The sequence below is a fragment of the Sphingomonas sp. TREG-RG-20F-R18-01 genome (genome assembly GCF_022662475.1).
In the GTDB taxonomy this organism is placed as follows: Bacteria; Pseudomonadota; Alphaproteobacteria; order Sphingomonadales; family Sphingomonadaceae; genus Sphingomonas.
On sequence record NZ_JAKNQQ010000001.1, the window covers coordinates 577,679 to 601,690 of the forward strand.

At 67.3% G+C, this 24,012-nt stretch carries 19 protein-coding genes; 5 read left to right on the forward strand and 14 right to left on the reverse strand.

The window, feature by feature from the left end:
* The 7 genes from L8K25_RS02970 to L8K25_RS03000 form a co-directional block, all read right to left on the reverse strand.
* Positions 1-1,257 carry an HlyD family secretion protein gene (locus tag L8K25_RS02970; protein ID WP_242137424.1) on the reverse strand — a complete coding sequence of 419 codons (1,257 nt, stop codon included), beginning with the start codon at positions 1,255-1,257 and terminating at the stop codon, positions 1-3.
* Positions 1,254-1,892 (reverse strand): CerR family C-terminal domain-containing protein, encoded by a 639-nt coding sequence (locus L8K25_RS02975; RefSeq protein ID WP_242137425.1) that lies wholly within the window; start codon positions 1,890-1,892, stop codon positions 1,254-1,256. The genes L8K25_RS02970 and L8K25_RS02975 overlap by 4 nt, the downstream gene beginning before the upstream one ends.
* Positions 1,893-2,130: 238 nt before the next feature.
* Positions 2,131-3,633, reverse strand: coding sequence for an NAD(P)/FAD-dependent oxidoreductase (locus tag L8K25_RS02980; RefSeq protein ID WP_242137426.1), 1,503 nt, complete (start codon positions 3,631-3,633; stop codon positions 2,131-2,133).
* 62 nt (positions 3,634-3,695) lie between these two features.
* Complete coding sequence (locus tag L8K25_RS02985) at positions 3,696-7,943, reverse strand: translocation/assembly module TamB domain-containing protein (protein WP_242137427.1); 4,248 nt, start codon at positions 7,941-7,943, stop codon at positions 3,696-3,698.
* Positions 7,943-10,057: a BamA/TamA family outer membrane protein gene (locus L8K25_RS02990; RefSeq protein ID WP_242137882.1), complete on the reverse strand. Its 2,115-nt coding sequence runs from the start codon at positions 10,055-10,057 to the stop codon at positions 7,943-7,945. Before L8K25_RS02990 ends, L8K25_RS02985 begins: the two co-directional genes overlap by 1 nt.
* Positions 10,058-10,161: 104 nt before the next feature.
* Complete coding sequence (locus L8K25_RS02995; RefSeq protein WP_242137428.1) at positions 10,162-12,231, reverse strand: malate synthase G; 2,070 nt, start codon at positions 12,229-12,231, stop codon at positions 10,162-10,164.
* 74 nt (positions 12,232-12,305) lie between these two features.
* Positions 12,306-12,758, reverse strand: a complete 453-nt coding sequence (locus L8K25_RS03000; protein ID WP_010217586.1) for a MarR family transcriptional regulator — start codon at positions 12,756-12,758, stop codon at positions 12,306-12,308.
* A gap of 81 nt (positions 12,759-12,839) precedes the next feature.
* Here L8K25_RS03000 and hppD point away from each other — a divergent pair, with 81 nt between their 5' ends.
* The 4 genes from hppD (at position 12,840) to L8K25_RS03020 (ending at position 16,943) form a co-directional block, all read left to right on the forward strand.
* The gene (gene hppD / locus L8K25_RS03005; protein WP_242137429.1) at positions 12,840-13,904 is read left to right on the forward strand and encodes a 4-hydroxyphenylpyruvate dioxygenase; all 1,065 of its coding nucleotides are present in this window, start codon (positions 12,840-12,842) and stop codon (positions 13,902-13,904) included.
* A 404-nt stretch (positions 13,905-14,308) separates the two neighbouring features.
* Positions 14,309-15,595 carry a homogentisate 1,2-dioxygenase gene (gene hmgA / locus L8K25_RS03010; RefSeq protein ID WP_242137430.1) on the forward strand — a complete coding sequence of 429 codons (1,287 nt, stop codon included), beginning with the start codon at positions 14,309-14,311 and terminating at the stop codon, positions 15,593-15,595.
* 56 nt (positions 15,596-15,651) lie between these two features.
* Entirely contained in the window at positions 15,652-16,359 is a 708-nt protein-coding gene (gene gntA / locus L8K25_RS03015) for a guanitoxin biosynthesis heme-dependent pre-guanitoxin N-hydroxylase GntA (RefSeq protein ID WP_242137431.1), read from the forward strand.
* Entirely contained in the window at positions 16,356-16,943 is a 588-nt protein-coding gene (locus L8K25_RS03020; protein ID WP_242137432.1) for an urea carboxylase-associated family protein, read from the forward strand. Before gntA ends, L8K25_RS03020 begins: the two co-directional genes overlap by 4 nt.
* Positions 16,944-17,141: 198 nt before the next feature.
* Here L8K25_RS03020 and L8K25_RS03025 read toward each other — a convergent pair whose 3' ends face one another.
* The 4 genes from L8K25_RS03025 to L8K25_RS03040 are packed head-to-tail and all read right to left on the reverse strand — an operon-like array spanning position 17,142 to position 20,673.
* Entirely contained in the window at positions 17,142-18,014 is an 873-nt protein-coding gene (locus tag L8K25_RS03025; protein ID WP_242137433.1) for an ATP-grasp fold amidoligase family protein, read from the reverse strand.
* Between the two features lie 34 nt (positions 18,015-18,048).
* A complete protein-coding gene (locus L8K25_RS03030; RefSeq protein ID WP_242137434.1) occupies positions 18,049-19,464 on the reverse strand; it encodes a coniferyl aldehyde dehydrogenase in 1,416 nt (471 codons plus the stop codon).
* Positions 19,465-19,474: 10 nt separating this feature from the next.
* Positions 19,475-19,924 carry a hypothetical protein gene (locus tag L8K25_RS03035; protein WP_242137435.1) on the reverse strand — a complete coding sequence of 150 codons (450 nt, stop codon included), beginning with the start codon at positions 19,922-19,924 and terminating at the stop codon, positions 19,475-19,477.
* Complete coding sequence (locus L8K25_RS03040) at positions 19,921-20,673, reverse strand: A24 family peptidase (RefSeq protein ID WP_242137436.1); 753 nt, start codon at positions 20,671-20,673, stop codon at positions 19,921-19,923. Before L8K25_RS03040 ends, L8K25_RS03035 begins: the two co-directional genes overlap by 4 nt.
* Positions 20,674-20,793: 120 nt before the next feature.
* Here L8K25_RS03040 and L8K25_RS03045 point away from each other — a divergent pair, with 120 nt between their 5' ends.
* Positions 20,794-21,981: an acetyl-CoA C-acyltransferase gene (locus L8K25_RS03045; RefSeq protein ID WP_242137437.1), complete on the forward strand. Its 1,188-nt coding sequence runs from the start codon at positions 20,794-20,796 to the stop codon at positions 21,979-21,981.
* 36 nt (positions 21,982-22,017) lie between these two features.
* Here L8K25_RS03045 and L8K25_RS03050 read toward each other — a convergent pair whose 3' ends face one another.
* The 3 genes from L8K25_RS03050 to L8K25_RS03060 form a co-directional block, all read right to left on the reverse strand.
* Positions 22,018-22,851 (reverse strand): hypothetical protein, encoded by an 834-nt coding sequence (locus L8K25_RS03050; RefSeq protein WP_242137438.1) that lies wholly within the window; start codon positions 22,849-22,851, stop codon positions 22,018-22,020.
* Positions 22,852-23,015: 164 nt separating this feature from the next.
* Entirely contained in the window at positions 23,016-23,480 is a 465-nt protein-coding gene (locus L8K25_RS03055) for a GNAT family N-acetyltransferase (RefSeq protein ID WP_242137439.1), read from the reverse strand.
* Positions 23,477-23,980 (reverse strand): SH3 domain-containing protein, encoded by a 504-nt coding sequence (locus L8K25_RS03060; RefSeq protein WP_242137883.1) that lies wholly within the window; start codon positions 23,978-23,980, stop codon positions 23,477-23,479. Before L8K25_RS03060 ends, L8K25_RS03055 begins: the two co-directional genes overlap by 4 nt.
* Positions 23,981-24,012: the final 32 nt, after the last annotated feature.

The following is a 24,012-nucleotide window of genomic DNA, read 5'->3' on the forward strand; positions in this document are numbered from 1 at the left end:
TCAGCGGACCTTGACGGTGGGGACGACCGACATGCCGGGGCCGAGCGGATATTTGCGCGGATCCGGACCGTTCTTCGCGTCGAACTCGATCCGTACCGGAACGCGCTGGACGACCTTCACGTAATTGCCGGTCGCATTCTGCGGCGGGAGCAGTGCGAACGCCTGCCCTGCCCCGCGCTGGACCGAGTCGACATGGCCGAGGAACTTGATGTCGGGATAGGCATCGACCTTGATCGTCACGCTCTGGCCGATCTTCATGTCGCGCAGCTGCGTTTCCTTGAAGTTGGCGGTGATCCAGACGTGATCGGGCACGATCGCAAGCAACTGCGTCCCCGGCCCGACATAGGAGCCGACATTGACCGAGCGGTTGACCACCTGACCCGACACCGGCGCGACGAGGCGGTTGTCGCCGAGCGTGATGCTCGCCTGCTGCACCGTCGCGCGGCGCGCATCGATCACCGCGCGGGCGGCGGTGACCTGCCGGCGGGCGACGAGGATGTTGGCGTCGGCGCTGTCGATCTGCTGACGTGCGGCCGCGGCATCGGCCGCGGTCGAGCGCGCGGTCGCGCGCGCGGCATCGAGCTGCTGCCCGGCGACGGCGGACGGATCGATCCGCAACAGCGCCTCGTAGCGCGCGAGATCCTGCCGTGCCTTGGCGGCGGTGGCGAGCGGGCTGCGCGCCTGCGCGACCGCCTGGTCGCGATTGGCCTGCGCCGCGGCGACCTGCGCGCGCGACTGCTCGAACTGCGCCTGCGCCTGCTTCACGTTCGCCTGCGCCTCGGCGACCTGCGCTTCCGGACCCGACGGCTCGATCACCGCGAGCAGGCGGCCCGCCTCGACATGGCGGTTGTCGATGTCCGCGACCGACTTGAGGGTGCCCGCGACCTTGGGCGCGAGCCGCACGATATGCGTGTCGACGAACGCGTCGTCGGTCGATTCATACTGGCGCGCGTCGAGATAATAGAGCGTTCCGCCGATCACGATCGCCGCGACGACGATGATGAGGATGATCCAGAACAGCGGCTTGGAGAAGATCGAGGGCTTCTTCGGTTTCGAATCGGCGTCGTCGCCGTCCGAATCGTCCCCGCCGGAATCGTCCCCCCCGGAATCGTCCTCGTCCGAACCGTCCTTCTTGGACTCGTCGTCCTGTTTCTTGCCGTCACCGCTTTTGCCGTGCGTGTCCTGCTCGGTGGACGAACGCTTCGCCTCTTCGGGCTTTGCGTCGTCCTGCTTGGCGGCGTTGGGGTCGTCGCTCATGGAAGCTCCTGTCGTTCGGCGATCATACGGTCGAGAATGGCGTCGGCGTTGGCGCCGATCCGCGCGGCGAGCGCGGACAGCGCCTCGGCATCGAGGTCCTTGCGGCGGAGCAGCTTGAGCACGGTCGCGCGCGAGGCCCGCAGCGTGACGACCTGCCCCATCAGCGTGACGACCGCGACCTCGCTCGCAAAGGCGTCACGGCGGCCGGTCGCGATGCAGACGAGCTGCACCATCGTCTCGAGCATCTTACCCATCAGGCCGCCGTAGATGCGATCGAACGCCTCGGTCGGCTCCATCTGCTCGCGCACGACGAACAGCGAGAAGGCGCTGCTCTTGTGGGTGCCCATCGTATCGATGAAGCGCGCGAGGATCTGGTGGATCGCTGCGCGTGCGTCGTCCGCGGTCATATCCTTGGTCACGCCACCGTCGCGCAGCGCGGGGGCCATATGGTCGCCGATCTGCCCGGCGATATGGTCCGCCGCCGCGAGATACAGGCCTTCCTTGCCACCGTAATGATAGGTGATCGACGACATCGCGGTCCCCGCCGCCTTGGCGATTCCGCGCGTGCTTGCGCCTTCGAGGCCCTTGGCCCCGAATTCGGCAATGGCGATGTCGAGGAGTCGTTGCTGCAGCACAGCGCGCCTTTAGTTCGTTCGAACGAACGCGACAAGGTGCAATCCAGCAATGGTTGGGAAACATTCGTAACGGGGGTGGGTTCCCGGGTGAGTGCCCCCGACCTCCTCTCTATCCCGCTTCCCCAGCGAAGGCCGGGGCCCAGTCGTGGGACCGGCGTTGTCGGTCACCGCCCGTTCTAAGGAGGCCTGTCCTCCTAGGCCCCGGCCTTCGCCGGGGAAGCAGCAGCGGACGGAGAAACTACGCCGCCACCACGTCCTTGCGCTTCGCCGTCACGCGCCCCGGAGCGGGATTGGAGAATTCCATCCCGTCATCCACCGAGCCATATTTCAGCGCGAGCAGGTCACGCGCATAATTCTGGTGCACCCGCCATGGCGCCTTGTTCCCCTGCTTGGGGAATTTCGCCATCGCCCGCGTGACATACCCCGAAGTGAAGTCGAGGAACGGTGCGGGCGCGAGATCCGCCCCGCCGACGCGCGGGGTCGCCTGCCGCAGCCCGCGCTTCGTCATCGTGTTGAGCAAGCGACAGACATAGCCGCACGTCAGGTCCGCCTTCAGCGTCCACGACGCATTGGTGTACCCGAACGACGACGCCATGTTGGGGACGTCGCTATACATCATCCCCTTGTAGTTGAACGTATCGGTCAGATCGACCGGCACCCCGTCGACGCTGAACGCCACGTCGCTGAGCAACTGCAGCTCGAGCCCGGTCGCGGTCACCACGACATCGGCGGGAAGTTCATGCCCAGACTCCAGCAGCAGTCCGTCACGCGTGAAGCGCACGATCCGGTCGGTGACGACCGACGCACGGTGCGTCTTGATCGCCTCGAACAGGTCCGCATCCGGAACGAGGCACAACCGTTGGTCCCACGGATTGTATTTCGGCGTGAAATGCGTCGCGACGTCATAGTCCGGTCCGAGCTGGTCGCGCACCAGCCCGATCAGCCGTTCCTTAGTCTGCGCCGGACGTCCCCGCGCCATCTTGAAGAACAGCATCCCCAGCAGCACGTTGCGCCAGCGCACCAGCCCGTACGCCAGCTTCGCGGGCAGCTTGCGCCGCAGCCAGTTCGCCGCGGCATCCTCCGCCGGGCGCGACACGACATAGGTCGGCGAGCGCTGGAGCATCGTTACGTGCGCGGCGGTATCCGCCATCGCGGGCACGAGCGTCACCGCGGTCGCGCCACTGCCGATGACGACGACTTCCTTCCCCGCATAGTCGAGATCGCCCGGCCAGAATTGCGGGTGGACGATGCGCCCCGCGAAATCCTCGGTGCCCGGCCAGTCGGGCGTGTGCCCTTGCGCGTAATTGTAATAGCCGCTGCACATGAAGAGGAAGTTGCAGGTGAACACGACCGGCCCGTCGGGCCCGTCGGCTTCCACGCGCCAGCACGCATCGGGCGTCGACCACGCCGCGCGCTTCACGTGATGGCCGAAGCGGATGTGCCGGTCGATCCCGAAATCGCGCGCGGTCTCGGTCACATAGCGCAGGATCGACGGGCCATCCGCGATCGCCTTCGCCTCGGTCCACGGACGGAACGAATAACCGAGCGTGTACATGTCAGAATCGGACCGGATGCCGGGATAGCGGAACAGGTCCCACGTCCCGCCCAGCTGCGGTCGCCCCTCGAGGATGACGTAGGATCGATCCGGGCACTGCGTCTGCAGATGGTAGCCCGCGCCGATACCGGATATTCCGGCACCGACCACGACCACGTCGAAATGCTCAGGTTCACGCTCTGACATCGCCACTCTCCGAGGATACCCGATATTCGATTTCGGGCGCCTCGGAAAGCGTTAGGTTGCGATCAGAAATCCTTTTTGTAGCGCACCGTGACATTCGACCCGCCGAACGACCCGGCTTGGGACAACACGCTCAACGCCTTGGTCAGCGACACCTCGAGCTGCGTCGCGGTGAACCCGCGCGCATCGGTGATGACTTCGACATAGATGTTGTTGGTGATGTACTTACCAGCGGCGAGCGACGTCCCCTGCCCGGTCGCATCGTTCGCACCGAGCACGCGCAGCCGGTCGATCCCCGTCGCCGAGCGCAGCTTGCCGAGCGGGTTGAGCCCGCCTCCAGACCCGCGCAGCGAATTGAGCGCGGACGCGAGCTGGATCGCCTGGATCGCCGACAGGTTGGTCACCGAGCTGCCGAACAACAGACGGCTGAGCACTTCGTCCTGCGGCAAGGCCGGGGTCGAGGTGAACGCGATCTGCGGCTTCTGCCCGGTGCCGGTCACGTTGATCGTGACGTCGACATCGCTCGTCGTCGTGGTCGCGCTGATGTTGATCTCGGGGTCCGACAACGGTCCGCCGTTGAAGCGGATGTCGCCCTTGGTCACCTCGAACCGCTTGCCCGAGAAGGAATAGGTCCCGCGCACCAGTTGCAGCCGCCCGAGCACCAGCGGTGCCGCCGACGTGCCCGCGACGCGCATGTCCATCTCCCACTCCGACTCGAGCCCCATGCCCGAGACGAACAGCTGGTTATCCGCGCGGATCCGGATATCGAGCTTGAACAGCCCGACCGGGGGTTCCGCCGGTGCCGTATTCGCCGCCTTGACCAGATCGCTCTTGCGGCGGACGCCGGTCAGTTCGGGCACTTCGGCCTGGCCCTGACGGATGATCTCGTAGCGCGCATTCGGGATGCGGATATCGCCCTTGATCAGCCCGCCATTCGCCTTCGAGTTGGTGATCGCGATCGTCCCCGTCGCGGTCGCCCCAAGCGCATCGCTTCGCGCCAGCCGCGCATTGTTAAGTGTCGCCTGGATATTGATCGGGAAGCCCGACGCGGCCGCGAAACCGACCGACCCCTGCGCCTGGACCGTCCCCTCGCCCGCGCGCGCCGACAGCTGCGTGATCTCGAGCCGGTCGTTGGTGAACCGTCCCGCGATCTTCATCTGGCTGATGCGCGTGCCATAGACTTCATTGTCATAGGTCAGCGAGTCCGCGCGGATGACGCCGTTGAGCTGCGGGGCATCGACGCGACCACCGAAGTCGGCGGCGATCGCGATTGGCCCCGACAATTGCTGGCGGCTGAGCCCGGCGAGCGAGAACAGCACGCCCGACGGGCCGTTATAACGGATCCCGCCCGACAAGGGTGCCGCCATCAGCCGCGTCGTCCAGTTCGCCCCCGCACCCAGCGGGCGGAGCGTCGCGATCATCCGTCCGACCGTCGTCCCGCCGCGCTGGACGAGCGCACGTGCTTCGCCGCCCGCGTCGGTCAGCCCGATCTGGCCGACGACGTCGACCGGATCGGAGACGCTGGCAAGGCTCGACCGCGTGAAGTTGGCAATGCGGAACTGGCCAGCAATCTTCGGCACCGAAGCCCCACGCGGTTGCGCATAGTCGATCGACCCCGTCGCCGCGCCGCCGAGCCCGAGGTTGGGCACCAGCGCGTTCGCAACCGACAGGTCGAGCTTGTCGAGCCGCAGCTGCGCCGAAAGCCCCGAGCCATAGACCGCCGCGACCCGCGCCGAGCCATTGTCGAAGTCGATCCGCGTCGGCTGGAGCCGATAGGTCGAACCCTCGATATCGATCCGCGCCGGGTTGGCAGTGCGGAAGCCGATACCGTTGGCCTGCCCCTGCAGCGCCGCCAGCCACTGCTTCGGGCTGAGGCGTGCATTGGCCGCCAATCGGAACGGGACGCCGTTCGAGCCGGTAGCGAGCAATTGCGCGGTGCCCGAACCCCCGACGTAATTCACCTTGGCGCGGGCCGCAGAAATCACCGTCGGGCCATAGCGCAAGTCGGCGACCTGCGCGTCCGCGACGACTTGCGGCGTCGGGGTCAGGATCGCGCGGGCGTTGACCAGCGCGCGACCGATCGTGAAGTCGACCAGCCCCGGAATCTTGGCGTTGCTCGCACGCGCGGCGACATCGACCCGCTGGAACTTGCCCTGCGCGCCGAGCAAGGCCGCCCCGCTGATGCCCGATCCGGCGAACGTCACCCGCCCGCCGAACGGACCGGCGGCGAGCTGCTGGACGCGCCCCTTGAAGTCGATCCCGGCAAAGCGCGCATTACGGATGTCGACCGTCAGCGGTGCCGCGGGCACGACGTTGAGGTCGGCGGTGAACGGCCCGTAATTGGTCCCGCCCTTGGCGAGGATCAGATACGACGTTCCCGTGCCGCGCACGCGTGCCTCGAGATTGACGAGACCGATGCCCACGCCCGGACGCGGCGCCCGCAGCAGCACGACCGGCTTGGTCGCAGTACCCGTGACCCGCGCGAACAGCGGGCCATATTGAGTGGAATAGGCATCCGCATCGACCGCGAGCGGTCCCTTCGGATCGTACCGCCCCTGCCCGCGCGTGACACGGAATTGGGGCGCGTTGAGCCGCAGGTTGCGGAAGGTGATGATCCCGTTCGGATCATAGCCGACGTCCGCGGTCACCGCGGCGTTGCCGCCGAGGAAGGTGCGCGCGCCTTCGTTGAAGATCTGCGAGGTCCGCGCCGCGACATGCGCGGTGATCCCGAACCCGCCGGGCATCGTAACGAGCTTGGCGTCGGTCTTGACGCTGACGATCCCGAAGCTCTCGACCCGGTAATCGTTGACCCTGCCGTTGAGCGCGGCGCGGTACATGCCGGTCGCCAGGTCGGCGACGATCAGCGCGGTCGCGTCGATCTTGCGCGATCGGATCTTGAGATTGTCCGACAGCACCTTGCCGTTGGCGATCGCGAAGCTGCCGTTGATCGCGACATTGTCGAGCAGGCCACCCGCCGCCGCGTTGAGCCCGGTGACCCGCGCGGCACGTGCCGCGACCGGGATCACGATGTGATCCGCGTTCACGCGCGCAAGGCCCGAGGCGTAGAGCTGCTGGACGCGGGTTTCGCCGAATCCAAGCACGCCTGCGCTGACCACGTAATTGACCGTAGGTGTCGCGAACTTGCCGTCGAGCACGACGCGCGCGGTCACGTCGCGCCCGTTGAGGTTGGGGAGAATCGCGCCGGGAGTCAGCAATTTCGCATCGACCGCGAACTGGCTGAAGGCACTCTGCGCGAGATCGATCAGACCCTTGGCGTTGACTGCCATCGCATCCGACTTGAGCGCGATGACCGTATCGACCTTGCGCGCGTTGAGCCGCGCGTCGATCGACACGTCGAGCGAGGGCGCGGTGAGGCGCGCGATCGGGTTGGTCGGGGTCGCCTTGTCCTTGGGCGCGCCACCGGGATAAAGCCCCGGGTTGGTCTTGCCGCGGATCTGGAAGAAGCCGTTGTGCGCCTGCAGGTCGAGGTCGGCGAACTGCGCGCCGCCGAGCGACCCGCTCGCCTTGCCGGTCCACGCCTTCCAGCCGCCCTTGCCACCGATCGTGAAGTCGAGCGGCGCCTTGAGCCCGCTCATTTCCGCGACCACGCCGCGTGCTGGCGCGGTGATCCGTGCGTCGATCCCGAGCCGGTCCGAATCAGGCACCGCATCGAGCCGCAGCCGCAGCTTGTCGCCACCCGCAATGCCGGGGCCGGTCAGCGCATCGACGTCCGCAGTGATCTGCGCGCGCTTGTCCGCAATATGCGTCGCGCCGTCGATCCTGATGATATGCGGCGAGCCCATCACGGCCTTGGCGAGCACCATCCGATTGACGGTCAGGCGACCGATATCGATGTCGAGATCGGGGAGGATCGGTGCGTTGGGATCGGTCGGGGTCGGCTTGAACGCGGGCGAGCGCGTCATCGTGATGAGGTTCGCCTGCGCCGACAGGACGTTGATATGGTTGCGGACGTAGTCGAACGGCTTCCAGTCGACCGCGATCCGTGGCGATGACAGGAACACGCCCTGCGGATCGCTGACCCGCACGTCGTTGAGCACCATCTTGCCGTAGATCGAACCTTCGATCCGCCCGACGCGGATGTTGAGCCCGCCTGCGGTCTTATAGTCCCCGATGAAATTGGCGATGACGCGCCGCCCCGGCGCGGTATCGAGCCCGGCGACGATCCCCATCGCGAGCAACCCGAGCACGCCGAGCGTGATCGAAACCCACTTGAAGATCCGCTGCCAGAGCGGGCGCCGCGCGATGACGACGGTTTCCGGCGCCGCCGAAGGGCCGGTTTCTACTTCCGCCATCAGAAGGCCTGTCCGATCGAGATATAGAGCGCGACCTTGCCGTCGCCCTTACGGGGGTTGAGCGGGGTTGCGACGTCGACGCGCAACGGCCCGAAATTGGTATAGAAACGCCCGCCGATGCCAGCGCCGAAGCGCAGGTCGGAGCCCTTGGGGAGCACGCTGGTGTAAGCGTTGCCGCCGTCGATGAACGGCACGATCCCGTAATTGCCGAAGCGATAGCGCGCCTCGAGCGCGAACTCGTTCAAGCTGCGCCCGCCGACCGGATTGCCCTGCGGATCGAGCGGCCCGAGCCGCTGATAGCCATAGCCGCGCACCGACCCGCCGCCGCCGCCATAATAGCGCCGCGACGGCGCGAGGTCGTCGCGCTCGATCCCGGCGATCGCGCCCGCACGGAGGCGACCCGCGATGACGAATTTCTCGCCGACCGGATAGTAGGCACTCGCCTCGATCAGCGTGCGCGCATAGGGGCTGATCGCGCCGCGCACCGACGTCTCGGGGCTGAGGCTCAATTTGAGGCGATAGCCCTTGGTCGGGTTGAGCAGGCTGTCCGACCGGTCGAACTGGACCTGCCCCGGCAGCGCCGCGATGAAATAGGTCGCACGCCGCCGATCGCCGCGCGCGAAGTCATAGACGCTCTCGTTCGTGCCGACGACTTCGAAGCCGTAGGCGTAGGTGAACTTCTTCTGCCACAGTGGCGTGGAGTCATAGGAAATCCGGCCCGACAGGGTCGCGGTGAAGGCGTTGAACGCGTCGTAATTGGTGTGGTCGACCGCCGCGGTCAGCGTGACCGTGCGATCGCGCTTGCCCGCGTTCGAGCGGCGGAAGGTGCCGCTCAGTCCCTGCTCCTGCGTGCCGCCGACCGCGGTCGCGATCAGCGCGCCCTCGGGCGACCACAGGTTGCGGTGCGTGAACGAACCTTCGACCCGCGCGCCCTGCCCGGTGCTGTACCCACCGCTGACCGCGAGCGAGCGATATTTGCCGCGCTCCTGCTCGACCAGCAGGTTGACCTGCTCGGTCCCGTCGGGGTTGATGTTACCGGTCGGCTTCGGCTCGACCGACACGGTCGAGAACAGCCCCGTCGCGACCAGCGCCGCGCGCAGATCGTCCACCTTGCGGTTGTCGTACAGTTCGCCCGCCTTGAAGCGTTGCAACACGCGGACATGGTCGGCCCCGAACGCCAGCCGTCCCTCGGTCGTGACGGTCCCGAACGACGACCGCGCGCCAACCTCGACCGGCAGCGTATAGTCGCCGGTGCCCGCCAGATCGTCGAGCAGGATGTCGCGATCGCCGACCTTTGCGAAGGGGTATCCGTTCTGCGGCAGCGTCAGCGCGACGTTGGCTTCCGCGCCCTGGATGCGCACCGCCTCGATCGGCTCGCCGACCTTGAGCGGGAGCGCATCGCGGATCAGCGTCGGCGGAATCGTCGGGTTCGCCTTCACCACGATCGTGCCGAGCTTGTACTGCTTGCCCGGGGTCGCCGAGACGATCGCCTTGACCCGGGTCTTGTCGTTGGGAACGGTCTCGATCGTCGAAACGGCGGTCCCGTCATAATAGCCTAGGCTCTTCATCAGCCGGATCGCAAGCTGCTCGTCCTCGCGCCCGCGCGCTGCGATGACGGTGCCGTTGGGGGCCTTGCCCTTCCCGCCCTTCAGAGCGGACAGGCCGTTGAACTGCGCGGTCAGCTTGAGCGGATCGAGCCCGCGGATCACGGTCTCGTAGCGAATCTCCGGCGCCTTCTCGTCCTTGACCGCGACGTCGACCAGCGGGGCCGTGTCGAAACTCGCGAGCGGGGGAAGCGGCTGGTTGAGGTCGGCGGGGATCGTCGGCGCGGGCGTCGTGGCGACGGGGACGCCGGTCACCGCAGGCGGCGTCGGCTGCGGCGCAACCGGAACGCCGGTCGTCGTCACCGGTACCGGGATCATCGGTTCTAGCGGCGCATTGATGTCGTTGCTGAGCGGCGGAAGCGCCTTGTCGAACTCGGGATCGGAAACAATCGGCGGCTCGGTGGTTTGGCCGATACCCTGCGCAGCACCAGACGCTGCGGGCACCACGATGGGGGGTGCCTGCTGGAGACTTGCAACCGCGATGGCGAGAAGCCCGCTCGAATACGCCAAAGAAATCAAGAGCTACGCTTCCCCGCTTCACACGGGGGCCGGTTTTTCGGTCCCCCGCTCAGCGTCCCTAACGCATGAGCGGGAAATGGTTTCCTAGATTCTGCTCATTCGGCTTTTACGCGTTGGCGATAGGCGTGCAGCAACGGTTCGGTATAGCCGTTCGGCTGATCGATCCCCTCGAACACGAGCGCGCGTGCCGCCTGCAGCGCGACGCTGTCGGGATTGCTCGCCATTGGCCGATAGAGCGGATCGCCGGCATTCTGCGCATCGACCTTCGCCGCCATCCGCTCGAACGCGGCATCGACCTCCGCGCGCGTGGCGACGCCGTGGAGCAGCCAGTTGGCGATATGCTGCGACGAAATCCGCAGGGTCGCACGGTCCTCCATCAGCCCGATATCGTGGATGTCGGGAACCTTGGAGCACCCAACCCCCTGATCGATCCAGCGCACGACATAGCCGAGGATGCCCTGCGCATTGTTGTCGAGTTCGGCGCGAATTTCCTCGGGCGTCCAGTTGCGCCCCTGTGCCGCGACCGGCACGCGCAGCAGCGACGCGAGCGGTGGCACGCTCTCACGCGCGATCGCCTTCTGCCGGGCGAACACGTCGACCTTGTGATAATGCATCGCATGCAGCGTCGCCGCGGTCGGCGACGGGACCCAGGCGGTGTTCGCGCCGGCGGTCGGGTGGCCGATCTTCTGCTCCATCATGTCCGCCATCCGGTCGGGCGCGGCCCACATGCCCTTGCCGATCTGCGCCCGGCCAGACAGCCCGGCGGCGAGGCCGATGCGGACGTTGCGATCCTCATAAGCCTTGATCCAGTCGCTCCCTTTCATCTCGGCCTTAAGGATCATCGGCCCGGCGCGCATCGCGGTGTGCATCTCGTCGCCGGTCCGATCGAGGAAGCCGGTGTTGATGAAGACGATCCGGTCCTTCACCGCCGCGATGCAGGCTGCGAGATTGGCCGAGGTGCGGCGCTCCTCGTCCATCACGCCGACCTTGACCGTATGCCGCTCGATCCCGAGCAGATCCTCGACCGCATCGAACAGGCGGTCGGTGAAAGCGCATTCCTCGGGCCCGTGCATCTTGGGCTTCACGATATAGACCGAGCCTGCCCGGCTGTTGCGATAGGGGCCCAGCCCGCGCAAATCGTACAGCGCGATCGTGCTGGTGACGATCGCATCGAGGATCCCTTCGGGTGCCTCGCTGCTATCGGGCAGCTTGATCGCAGGCGTCGTCATCAGATGCCCGACGTTGCGGACGAACAACAGGCTCCGCCCCGGCAGCGTCAGCCCGTCGTCATAGACGCGGTCGGGGTTGAGCCGGCGCGTGATCGTCCTGCCGCCCTTGTCGAACGCCTCCTCCAGATCGCCGCGCAGCAGCCCGAGCCAATTGGCATAGGCCGCGACCTTGTCCTCGGCATCGACCGCCGCGACCGAATCCTCGAGGTCGCAGATCGTGGTCAGTGCGGATTCGAGGATGACGTCGGCGATCCCCGACGGATCGTCGCGACCGATCGGATGGTCGCGGTCGACCACCACCTCGATATGCAGACCGTTGTTGACGAACAGCCACGAGGCACCCTTGCGCCCGACCAGTTGCTCGGGGTGGCGCAGGTCCGGTTCGTCGCCGCGGAGTTCGTCCCAGCAGCCCGTCGTCAGCGGAACCGCATCGTCAAGGAACGCCTTCGCCGCCTCGACCACCTGCTTGCCGCGCACGGGATCGTATCCCCCGGGGACTGCCATGCCGGGAAGTGCATCGGTGCCGTAATAGGCGTCGTACAGGCTCCCCCAGCGGGCGTTGGCGGCGTTGAGCAGGAAGCGCGCGTTGAGGATCGGGACGACGAGCTGCGGTCCGGCCATCGTCGCGACTTCGGCGTCGACGTTGGTCGTGCCGATCGTGAAGGCGGCAGGTTCGGGAACTAGATAGCCGATCTCGCGCAGGAACGGCTCGTCGACCGCCTCCCCCGAACCATAACGCGCGTCGATCTGCGCCTGGAGCGAGTCGCGGGTCGCGAGCAAAGCGCGGTTCTCGGGCGCGAACCGGGCGTAGATGTCCGCGACGCCCTGCCACCAGCCCTCTGCCGCTACGTCGAGGCCGGGAAGCACGCGCGCCTCGAGAAAGGCGGCGAGCGGGGCGGCGACCGACAGACCGGCGCGGTCGAGCATTTCAGGCATCAACATCCTCCTGGAACCAACGTCTGCCTGGGGAGGGCTTGGGCGACAGGCTTAGGCCAGGCTTGCGGTCCGCTTCAAGCGCGTTCGGGGTCGAACGGCGCGGCCGATGTCTCGAGCCGGTCCAGCATCGCGCGGAAGCTCGCGATTTCAGCCCTGGTGAAGCCGGCGAAGACCTGCGCCTCGAGCTCGAGCGCCTTTGGGGCGACATTCTCGTAGAGCGTCCGGCCCGCTTCGGTCAGCGACAGCAGGTGCGAGCGCTGGTCGCTGGCGTTCGGGCGGCGCTCGACCAGTCCGCGTTCGACCAGCGTCGCGGCGGCGCGGCTGACCGTCACCTTGTCCATCCGCGTCGCCAGCCCCAGCGCCTGCTGCGTGGCGCCCTCGCTCTCGGCGATGATCGCGACCAGCCGCCATTCGGGGATCCGGAGCCCGAACAACGCCTGATACGTGCTCGCCACCGCCGCCGAGACGCGGTTCGACACGATCGACAGGCGATAGGGCAGGAACTGATCGAGCTTGAGCGTTGTCATCACCGCGCAGGGATAAGGGATGGACCGCCCTTGGCAAGGTCGCTATATCGTTTCATCTGAAACCATCTCGGAGCCGATGCGATGACTGCCACCGAAAACCCGATGGGCCTTAACGGCTTCGAATTCGTCGAATTCACCTCGCCCGACCCCGAGGCGATGGCTGACCTGTTCGTCAAGATGGGCTTCACCCATGTCGGCAACCATAAGTCGAAGAACGTCCGCCGCTATGCGCAGGGCGACATCAACTTCCTGCTCAACATGGATGACGCCGGCCAGGTCGCCGGCTTCCGCGACACGCACGGCCCCTCGGCCAACGCGATGGCGTTCCGTGTCGCCGACGGCGAGGACGCGCTGAAAATGGCGGTCGAGCGCGGTGCGGTCGCGGTCAAGGGTGCCGTCGGCCCGGACGAGCTCGACCTTCCCGCGATCGAAGGCATCGGCGGCGCGAACCTGTATCTGGTCGACGAGAAGTCGCGGATCTACGAGACCGACTTCACCCCGGTCGAGGGGGCTGGCGTCGACGACCACAGCGTCGGGCTCCACACGCTCGACCATCTCACGCACAATCTGCAGCGCGGGCGGATGGCGTATTGGGCGGACTATTACGAGCGGATCTTCAACTTCCGCCAGATCCGCTATTTCGACATCGAGGGCCAGTCGACCGGCCTCTTCTCCAAGGCGATGACAGCGCCCGACGACAAGATCCGGATTCCCTTGAACGAAAGCCAGGACGAGCATTCGCAGATCGAGGAATTCATCAAGGACTATAAGGGCGAAGGCATCCAGCATCTCGCCCTCGCGACCGACGACATCTTCAAGACGGTCGACACTTTGCGCGCGAACGGCGTGCGGTTCCAGACGACGCCGCAGACCTATTTCGACCTGATCGACAAGCGTCTGCCCGGGCACAACCACGACGTCGAGGAAATGCGCAAGCGCGACATTCTGATCGACGGCGCGCCCGAGACGGGTGGCGGGCTGCTGCTGCAGATCTTCACCGAGAATATGGTCGGGCCGATCTTCTTCGAGATCATTCAGCGCAAGGGCAATGACGGCTTTGGCGAGGGGAACTTCAAGGCATTGTTCGAGAGCATCGAGCTGGACCAGATCCGGCGGGGCGTGGTGCCGGGGGCGGTTGAGGCTTGAGGCTTAGGTGGGGGGCGGTGGTCTCTGCGAGGCGTCCCCCACCCCAACCCCTCCCCTGAGGGGGAGGGGCTAGAAGAAGAGCGAAACCTAAAAGCCCCTCCCCTTCAGGGGAGGGGTTTGGGGTGGGGCAGTAACAGGCGCTACCCTCTGCGAGGCCGCCCCCACCCCAACCCCTCCCCTGAAGGGGAGGGGCTAGAAGAAGAGCGAAACCTAAAAGCCCCTCCCCTTCAGGGGGAGGGGTTTGGGGTGGGGCAGTAACAGGCGCTACCCTCTACGAGGCCGCCCCCACCCCTCCCCTGAAGGGGAGGGGCTAGAAGACGAGCGCAACCAAAAGCCCCTCCCCTTCAGGGGAGGGGTTGGGGTGGGGCCGTAACGGGCACCCAAGCCGATAGCTGGAGAGCGAAATGACCGACTATATGACCGGCTTCAACAACCACTTCGCCACCGAAGCCATCCCCGGCGCGCTCCCGATCGGCCGCAACTCCCCGCAGAAACCAGCGTTCGGCCTCTACGCCGAACAGCTCAGCGGCAGCGCCTTCACCGCGCCACGCCACGAGAACAGGCGCTCCTGGCTCTACCGCCTCCGCCCCTCCGCCGCGCACCCCGCCTTCACGCGCTACGCAGGCGCGCCCCTCTTCGCACCCGGCACCGCCGACGCCCCCCTCGCCCCCAACCGCCTCCGCTGGGGCCCGCTCGAGACGCAGGACGCGGACTGGCTCGACTCGCTCACCACCATGCTCGTCGCAGGCGAAGGCCCCAGGACGCAGACCGGCGTCGCGATGCACATCTACCGCGCGACCAGGGACATGGTGAACCGCGCGTTCGTCTCGGCCGACGGCGAACTCCTCATGCTCCCGCAACAGGGCCGCCTCACCCTCCTCACCGAGCTCGGAAGGATCGACCTCACCCCGGGCGAAATCGCGATCATCCCGCGCGGCGTGCGCTTCCGCGTCACCCTCCCCGATGGCAGCGCGCGCGGCTATGTCGCGGAGAATCATGGCGCACCGTTCCGCCTCCCCGACCTCGGCCCGATCGGCGCGAACGGGCTCGCCAACCCGCGCGACTTCGAGACGCCCGTCGCGTGGTTCGAAGACGTCGAGGGCGAATACGAACTCGTCCAGAAATTCCTCGGCAGCCTGTGGACCACCGACCTCGGCCGCTCCCCGCTCGACGTCGTCGCGTGGCACGGCAATTATGCGCCGTGCAAATATGATCTCGCGCGGTTCAACACGATCGGCAGCATCAGCTTCGATCATCCCGATCCGTCGATCTTCACCGTCCTCACCTCGCCCAGCGACATGCCCGGCACCGCCAATGTCGACTTCGTGATCTTCCCGCCGCGCTGGATGGTGGCGGAGGAAACGTTCCGCCCGCCGTGGTTCCACCGCAACACGATGAGCGAGTGCATGGGCCTCCTCAAAGGCGAATATGACGCCAAGGCCGATGGCTTCGTCCCCGGCGCGCTGTCGCTGCACAATCAGATGAGTGGCCACGGCCCCGACGTCGCGACCTGGGACGCCGCAAGCAACGCGCCGCTCGCCCCGCGCAAGATCGACGGCACGATGGCGTTCATGATCGAAAGCCGCTGGGTCTTTACCCCGACCCGATTCGCCGCAGAAACGAGCGCGCTCGACGAAGACTATGACGCCGCCTGGTCAGGTTTCCCGAAAGCGCAACTGCCGGATACTTAACTCTTATCAGCATGAATTCGCGGAACTGGCGTCTCGCGTGGGAGTCTTGTTGTTCTATGCCTACGCCCCAAACTCCCATGTTCCCGTGGAAACACCGTGCCCAGCACGACTTTCAGGCCCTGCTCGACGCGCATGTCGCGGAGGCGGACTTTCCGTGCGTCGGCGCCAAGGCGGCGTTGGCGAAGGGAACGCTGTCCGTGCTCGCCTGCGACCGGCTCGACAGCGCGTGGGACGACCTGCGCATCCACGATGGCCTGATGCATTTCGCCGCGGCCTATCGCGCGGAGCCGGGCCTGTTCCGCAGCTTCGCGGTGATCTTCGACGGGCCGGACGACCTGAGCGAGCAGGCGTTCGAGGCGGCCTTGTGGCAGCGTGTCCAGTCGATCTCGGACAAGGACGTGTGGCGCGGGCAGGGCTATGACACGGCCGTCAGCACCGACCCGGACAGCCCGCACTTCTCGCTGAGCTTTGGCGGCGAGGCGTTCTTCATCGTCGGGCTCCACCCCAATGCCAGCCGTCCCGCGCGCCGCTTCGCGCGGCCGACGATGGTGTTCAACCTGCACGACCAGTTCGAGACGCTGCGGGCGCAAGGCAAATATGAGGGCATGCGCGAAAAGATCCTGACGCGCGACGAGGTGCTGGCGGGCTCGCGCAACCCGATGCTCGCGCGCCACGGCGAAATGAGCGAGGCACGTCAGTATAGCGGCCGCGCCGTCGACGAGAGCTGGGCCTGCCCGTTTCGTTATGCCGGAGCCCCCGATTGAGCCTGATCACCGAAATCCCGGAACGGAGCGGGGCGGCGTTTCGCCTTGCCGCCGGACAGACGCTCACCGTCATCGATCCGCGCGGGCGACAAGTGTCCGATCTGCTTGCGTATAATGCGGAGGATCTCGACGAGGTGCTGTCGTCGGGACGGACGCTCGATTATGCCGAGACGATCTATCTGACGACCGGCAACCTGCTGTATTCCAACCGCTCGCAGCCGATGCTGGAGATCATCGAGGATACCGTCGGGCGGCATGACTTTCTGCTGACGCCCTGCTCCTACGATACGTTCCATCATTTCTACCCCGACCTGCCACCGCATCGCGGATGCTTCGGCAACCTCGCGGAAGCGCTGGAACCGTTCGGGATCAAGCCCGACCAGATTCCCACCGCGTTCAACTGCTTCATGAACGTCACGGTCGATGGCGCGACGGGGAAGCTAGACGTGTTGCCGCCGATCAGCACGGCCGGCGACCGCATCGTGCTGCGCGCGGCGATGGACCTCATCGTGGGGCTCACCGCCTGTTCCGCGCCGGCGAGCAACGGAGGGAGCTTCAAGCCGATCCATTACCGGATCGACTAGAGCGGGAGTGAGGCGCGGGCGTGGCTGCGCGCCGGTGGGCAGGCGCTTCCCCGGCGCAGGCCGGGGCCCAGTCGAAGTGACCGCGGTAGCGCCGCGCTGTCGCCCGTCCGTGTTGCGCGCGTGAGCCCCAGCCTGTGCAGCGGACGGGATTGAGGGGGAAGCTGCCTTCTTAGCCCCCATGGCGAACCGCAGACCCGTTCACGCCGCGAGCGCTACTCCGCCAAAGTCCTGCGACACACCAGTCGCCCTACCCCGCGCCTGTAACCACAAGTCGCCCATCACCGCATCCAGATGCGGCGGGTCGAACGGATCGAGACCCGAGCCCGGGTAGAAGGTCATCTCGCCGAACAACGGCACATCGTCCGGCTGGTAGAAATCCACCCGCACGAAATCGAAGCCCTGCCCGAGGTTCTCGGCGGCGGCGATCATCGCACCGAGCGCGGAGGGACGCGGCGGCAGGTCCGTGCCATCCCCCTCGCAGCGCCAGTGGCGGTCGAGCACGATCCAGCGATGCCGATGCTCCCGCTCGAGGTGCACCTGGATGAACGCGACCACGCCGCCGAAGACGTAGAATTTGTAGTCGATCGGCAACTGGCCATCGGCGCCGATAAAGGGCTCGATCAACACCCCGGGGGGAATTTCGCGGTACAGCCATTCGTCCAGCCAGCCGCCATACCGCTGGTCGACCCAGCGGGCGGCCTGGCGGCGGATCATCGGCCAGTCGCACGTGCCGTCCCGCACGAACACGCGCTGGTTGCAGCCATGCCGCGACTTGACGACGATCGGCCCGCCGTCGGGGCGTTCCGCCGGGAGAACGGCGCCGTCCCACAGCGTGGGGACGACCCATGCGCGGCCCAACCGATCGGCCACCACCGCCTTGACCGCGACCTTGTCCGCCAGCAGCGGCAACCGCAGGTCGCGATCATTCAGCTTGCGCCATTGCACCAGCTCGGTGAACAATCGCGGCGTCCGCAGGTCCGGCAGGCGCCCGTGCCGCCACGCATAGGTCAACCGGATGCGCGCATGCGCCCCGAGCTGGAACGAGCGTGGGGGAAGAGCGACGGGAAGCACCTCTGCCAAAGCGCGGCGGGCCGCGAAGGTTCCCTTACTTCATCTGCCGCCGCACGCTCGTCATCGTCGCCTTGCCATACGGCGGCTTGAGCCCCGCGAGCTTCGCCACGTCGAGCTTCGCCTGCTTGAACACCGCCTTGGCGTGGCTGAACGTCTTGAACCCGTCGAACCCGTGGTACGACCCCATGCCCGACGGCCCGACCCCGCCGAACGGCAGGTCCTCCATCGAGACGTGGAACACCACGTCGTCGATCGTCACCCCGCCCGAGATCGTCCGATCGAGCACGCGGCGCCGCTCGGTCTCGTCCGGCCCGAAATAATAGAGGCCGAGCGGGCGGTCGCGTCGGTTCACTTCGTCGATCGCGCTGTCGACGCTGCCGACGTAGGAGTGCACCGGGAGGATCGGGCCGAAGATCTCTTCCTGCATCACGATCATGTCGTCGGTCGCGTCGCGGACGATGTGGAGCGGCATTTTCCGCGCATTGGAGCCCGCGAAATCCTCCCCCCCGGGGTTGACCACCTCGACCGTTGCGCCCTTGGCGCGCGCGTCGGCGACCCAGTCGGCGAGGCGCTGGTGATGCCGGTCGTTGATGATCGCGGTATAGTCCGGGTTCGCCAGCAGCGTCGGATACATTGCCGAGACCGCCGCCTTGAGCCCGTCGACCACGGCCTGTTCCTGCGCTTGCGGCACGAGCATGTAATCGGGCGCGAGGCAGATTTGCCCGGCGTTGAGCATCTTGCCGATCGCGACCCGCTCGGTCGCGCGCGCGATGTCGGCGTCCTTGCCGATGATGACGGGCGACTTGCCCCCGAGCTCGAGCGTCACGGGGGTGAGATTGTCGGCGGCGGCGTGGAGGATGTGCCGGCCGATCCCGGTCGCGCCGGTAAAGATCAGGTGATCGAACGGCAGTTCGGAGAAGGCCTTGCCGACATCCGGCCCGCCGCTGATGAAGGCGAGTTCCTCGGCCGCGAAATACTTGACGCAGACCGTTTCGAACAGCGCGGCGGTGCGCGGGGTGAATTCGCTGGTCTTGACCATCGCGCGGTTGCCCGCCGCGAAAATGCCGGCGATCGGCCCCATCACCAGGTTGACCGGGAAATTCCACGGCGCGATCACACCGACCACGCCCTTCGGCTGATATTCCACCCACGCGCGCGCGCCGAGCAGCCCGAGCGGGAATTGCACCGCGCGCTTGTCGCGCTTCGTCCAGCCATCGAGCGCGCGCAGCGCATGTTTGATCGGCGCGATCGACGAGGCGATGTCGGTGAGCATCGACTGTTCGCGGCTGCGGTGTCCGAAATCCTCGCTCAGCGCGTCGCAAAAGGCGTCGGCATGGTCGGCGATCATCGCCGCCGCGCGCTTGAGCCGGTCCTTGCGGACCTCCAGGGTGACGGGCAATTCCGTATGGAACGCAGCCCGTTGAGCCAGAAGCGTCGCCTGCAATGTCATGCCCGTCCCCTCAAGCGCAGCCGATCAATCCCGCGACCGGCACGACCACGCTGTCCTGCCCCGCCCGGTCGAGCTGGAGGATGCCGTCGGATACGACACCGCCACTCGTGATCGACTCCCGCGTTTCGATCTTCATCGTCAGCTTGGCACCGATTGCCGCGCTGCCATAGGTCGTACTTTCGGCGAACCCCAGCCCGGCCCCGCCGACCTGCCCGCTGCGCTCGAGATCGATGATCTTCCCGCCGACCGACAGCCGCAGCCGCGCCGGGTCCGCGCCCGCCATCGCGATCAGCGCGCGCGTTCCGCTCGCGGTCCACAGATAGGCGGCACAGCCCTGCCTGGGCAGTTCCTGCTTGGGCAGCACGCCGAGCGGCAGGCCGTCGACCGATCCCGCCGGCGCGGGCGTGGCCTGCGGGGCGACCGCCAGCAGCACCGGCGCGAGGAACAGGAGCGCGTTCATGACGCCATGCCTACCAGCATCAGCCACGCCGGGTAAGCCGCGATCGCCAGCAGCGCGCCGAACGGCATGCGGTCGGCAAGCGTCGTCGGCCGCCCCCGCAGCGCGCCCAGCACCGCGATGCCGAGCCCCGCCAGCGCCGCGAACAGCACCACCGTCGGCAACATCCGCCAGCCGAGCCACAAGCCGATCGCCCCGAGCAATTTCGGATCGCCGCCGCCCAGCCCGTCCCGGCCGCGCAGCAGCCGATACCCCGCGCCGACCGCCCATAGCGCGACGAACCCCGCAACCCCGCCGATCACCCGGTTGAGCAGCAACGGCATCACCCCGAGCGCGCCGGTCGCCAGCCCGGCGAGCGCCAGCGTTCCGGTCAGCCCGTCGGGGAGCCAGAAAGCGACCACGTCCAGCGCGCCGAGCGTGAGCAGCAGCCACCCGAACACCGCGCCCGCCGCCCCGGCGACGCCGGGCGCCACCAGCCCCGCCGCCACGCCGATCACCAGCGCGGTCAGCTCGATCTGCCAGTGCAGCGGATCGATCCGCGCGCCACACGTCCGGCACCGCCCCCGCGCGACGAGCGCGCTGAGCAGCGGGACGAGATCGCGCGCGCCGAGCGCCACCCCGCACCCGTCGCAGGCCGAGCGCCCGTGCACCACCGATCGCCCTTCGGGCCAGCGCACCACGATCGTCGCGATGAAGCTGCCGATGATCGCGCCGAAGCCCCCGAGCAGGATCGGCCAGATTAAGTCATCCATGCGCATTCCCTCGGTTTCTGGTGGCTTCTGCGGTCATGTCGAACCGCCCTATAGTTTGTAAATCGGCAAAGTCGGCCCTAGATCGCACGCATCCCGATCCCACCAGAGGTTTGCTCCATCATGGCCACCGATCCCGTCGTCATCGTCTCTTATGCCCGCACGCCGATGGGGTCGTTCCAGGGGGCGTTGACGGGCGCGAGCGCGACCGAGCTGGGCGCGACCGCGGTCGGTGGCGCGGTCGAGCGCGCGGGGCTTTCGGGCAGCGCGATCGAGCGGATCTACATGGGCTGCGTCCTCCCCGCCGGGCTCGGCCAGGCACCCGCGCGCCAGGCGGCGCTCAAGGCTGGCCTGCCCGACCATATCGAGGCGACGACGATCAACAAGATGTGCGGATCGGGGATGCAGGCCGCGATCCTCGCGGCGGATGCGCTCGCCGCGGGGTCGGCCGACCTGCTGATCGCGGGCGGGATGGAGAGCATGACCAACGCGCCGTACCTTTCCCTGCGCCACCGCGCCGGCGCGCGGATCGGGCATGATGTGCTCAAGGACCATATGTATCTCGACGGGCTCGAGGATGCGTATGAGCCCGGCAAGCTGATGGGCAATTTCGCCGAGGATACCGCCGCCGCCTATCAGTTCACGCGCCAGCAGATGGACGATTACGCGATCGAGTCGCTCCACCGCGCACAACGCGCACAGACCTCCGGCGCGTTCGACCGCGAGATCGTTCCCGTGGAGATCGCCGGGCGCAAGGGACCGACCACAGTCAGCCTCGACGAGCAGCCCGCCAAGGGCGACGTCGCCAAGATCCCGACGCTCAAGCCCGCCTTCTCGAAGGAAGGCACGATCACCGCGGCCAACGCCTCGTCGATCTCGGACGGTGCCGCCGCGCTGGTGATGACGCGGGCGTCGGTTGCGGAGAAGCTCGGCCTCACCCCGCTCGCGCGGATCGTCGCGCATGGCGCGCATGCCCATGCCCCGGCGCTGTTCACCACCGCACCGGTGTTCGCGATGCGCAAGACGCTCGAGAAGGCGGGCTGGTCGACCGGCGACATCGACCTGTTCGAGGTCAACGAGGCGTTCGCGGTCGTCGCGATGATCGCGATGCGCGACCTCGACATCGCGCACGACCGGATCAACGTGAACGGCGGCGCCTGTGCGCTCGGCCACCCGATCGGCGCGAGCGGCGCGCGCATTCTCGCGACGTTGCTGTCGGCGCTGGAGGCGCGCGGCGGCAAGCGCGGGCTGGCGTCGTTGTGCATCGGCGGCGGCGAAGCGACCGCGGTCGCGGTGGAGTTGATGGCGTAACTGGACCGCCCCACCCGCTGTGCCCGCCCCGGAACGTCAGGCGACCGCTGTCGCGGCGATACCGGGGCGCGGGCGTCCGGGCCGGGGCGGCACGGTCCGCCATGCCCACAACAGCACGGTAGCGGTCGCAAGCCCTCCCGCAAGTGCCATCGGGATCGCCGGTATCCCGGTGAACACCACGATCCACTGCTCCCACGCTTTGGTCGCCCCGATCGTCTGATAGCCGACCATCTCCCCAATTGTGGCGGCCGCGGCGAAACCGAAACCAGGTCGTCCCGCCGGGGTCCTGGCAGCGAGCCACAAGGCGATCGCGAGCGTCAGTCCCTCGGCGAGGTGAAAGCCAAGCCAGAACCCGCCGAGGCCCGTCCATGCGCCATGCGGAAAGCCCGGGAGCGCAGGCAGGATTCGTCCGATGATCGGCGGCAGGACGAGGAGCCCCGTCGCCAGCATCGCCGCTGCGTGCTTCGTCACATCGCGCCGGTTGACGAAGGCATAAGCGACCAGCGCGACCACCGCCGGCCCCGCGATCATGTCGACGATCACCAGCCGCGCGCCATAAGTGGCGTGGAACGGATCGGCCCGCGCGCGCCACAACAGTGCCATCCCCTGTAACGCAAGCGGCCCAGCCGCGGCGAACAGGGGCAAGATGACGAACGTCGCCAGCCCCGCCATACGATGCCACGTCCGCCTGCGCGTGTGGATCGACCAGCTCTGCCCGGCGAGCAGGAGGAGCCATGCCGTCGCGGTCAGGCCATGCGCGTGCAACGCGAACGGCGCTTGCATGAGGCGACCCAGATAATTCGGCCAGAACGCGATCACGATCAGCGGGAACAGCGCGAGCAGCCACCAATGGGCATGACGGCACGGCATCGCTTCCCCCCGAAGACCGAGGGTATGATACCGCAGCCCCGACGCCGCACAAAGCGCCGAATACCGCGTCGTATCAGCGTGTGCGCGTGTTCCGGACGCGGACCCGTCAGGCACCGAAGTCCGAACGGGTCCTCAACCGACTCGGGCGCGTCCGGATGCTGCGCCTACAACACCTTCGTGAAATATCGGGCGAACACGGTATCGCGATAGGCCCCGAACGGCGGGCATTCGCTGAATCCGGCGCGCGCATAGAGCGCATGGGCGGCAGCGAAGGCCGCGTTCGACCCCGTCTCGAGCCACAGCCGCCGATAGCCCCGCGCTCGGGCTTCCGCGATCAAATGCTCGAGCACCACACCCGCGACGCCGCGGCGCAGGTGCCCCGGGGCGGTCCGCATCGACTTAACCTCACCCTCCCCGCCCCCGAAAGCTTTTAGCGCGCCCATACCGAGCAGCGTATCCCCCTCCCACAAGGTCCACAGCGTGACGGACGGATCGCGCAACCCGCTGACATCGAGCGCGAAGACGCTCCCCGGCGGTGAGTTTTCCTGCGCCGCGCGCAGATGCAGATCGAGCAGCGCCAGCACGTCCGGATGCGTCAGATCATCGCGCCGGATCGTCCAGCCGTTCACGGCAGGGTTTCGCCCGCCTCGCTGCCCCACAGCCGCTGCTGTTCGACGAAGCCGCCGCGTCCGTGGACGTCGAAGTAGCACCAGCCCCCCGCGCACTTGCTCAATCGACCGACCACGCCCGGGGCCGCGCGCCAGACGATCCGGCCGCCTGCGTCGGGACTGGCGCGCAGTTCGGCGACCTGGCCCACGATCAGCGCCGTCCGGGTCTCGCTCAGCAGCCCGGCCATCAGCCAGCCTTGCGTGCCACTCGGATCCTCGACCTTATACCATTGGCCATGTTCGAACACGTTGATCACCCGCACCGGCAGGTCGGCGCGCTGATAGACCCAGGTCACCGGATAGGTCCGCCCCGGGCCGCTGCGCATCCGGGCCTTCTTTGCCGCGATCGAGGCGAGGAAGGGCGGCTTCCGGTTGGCCATCGCCGCGATCGTGGGCGAGATTGCTCCCACGCCAACGCTTGCCGCCGCTATTGCCAGCGCCATCCGGGCCCCGATCCGCATCGTCTGTCGCATCACCATCATGCCCCCGCTTA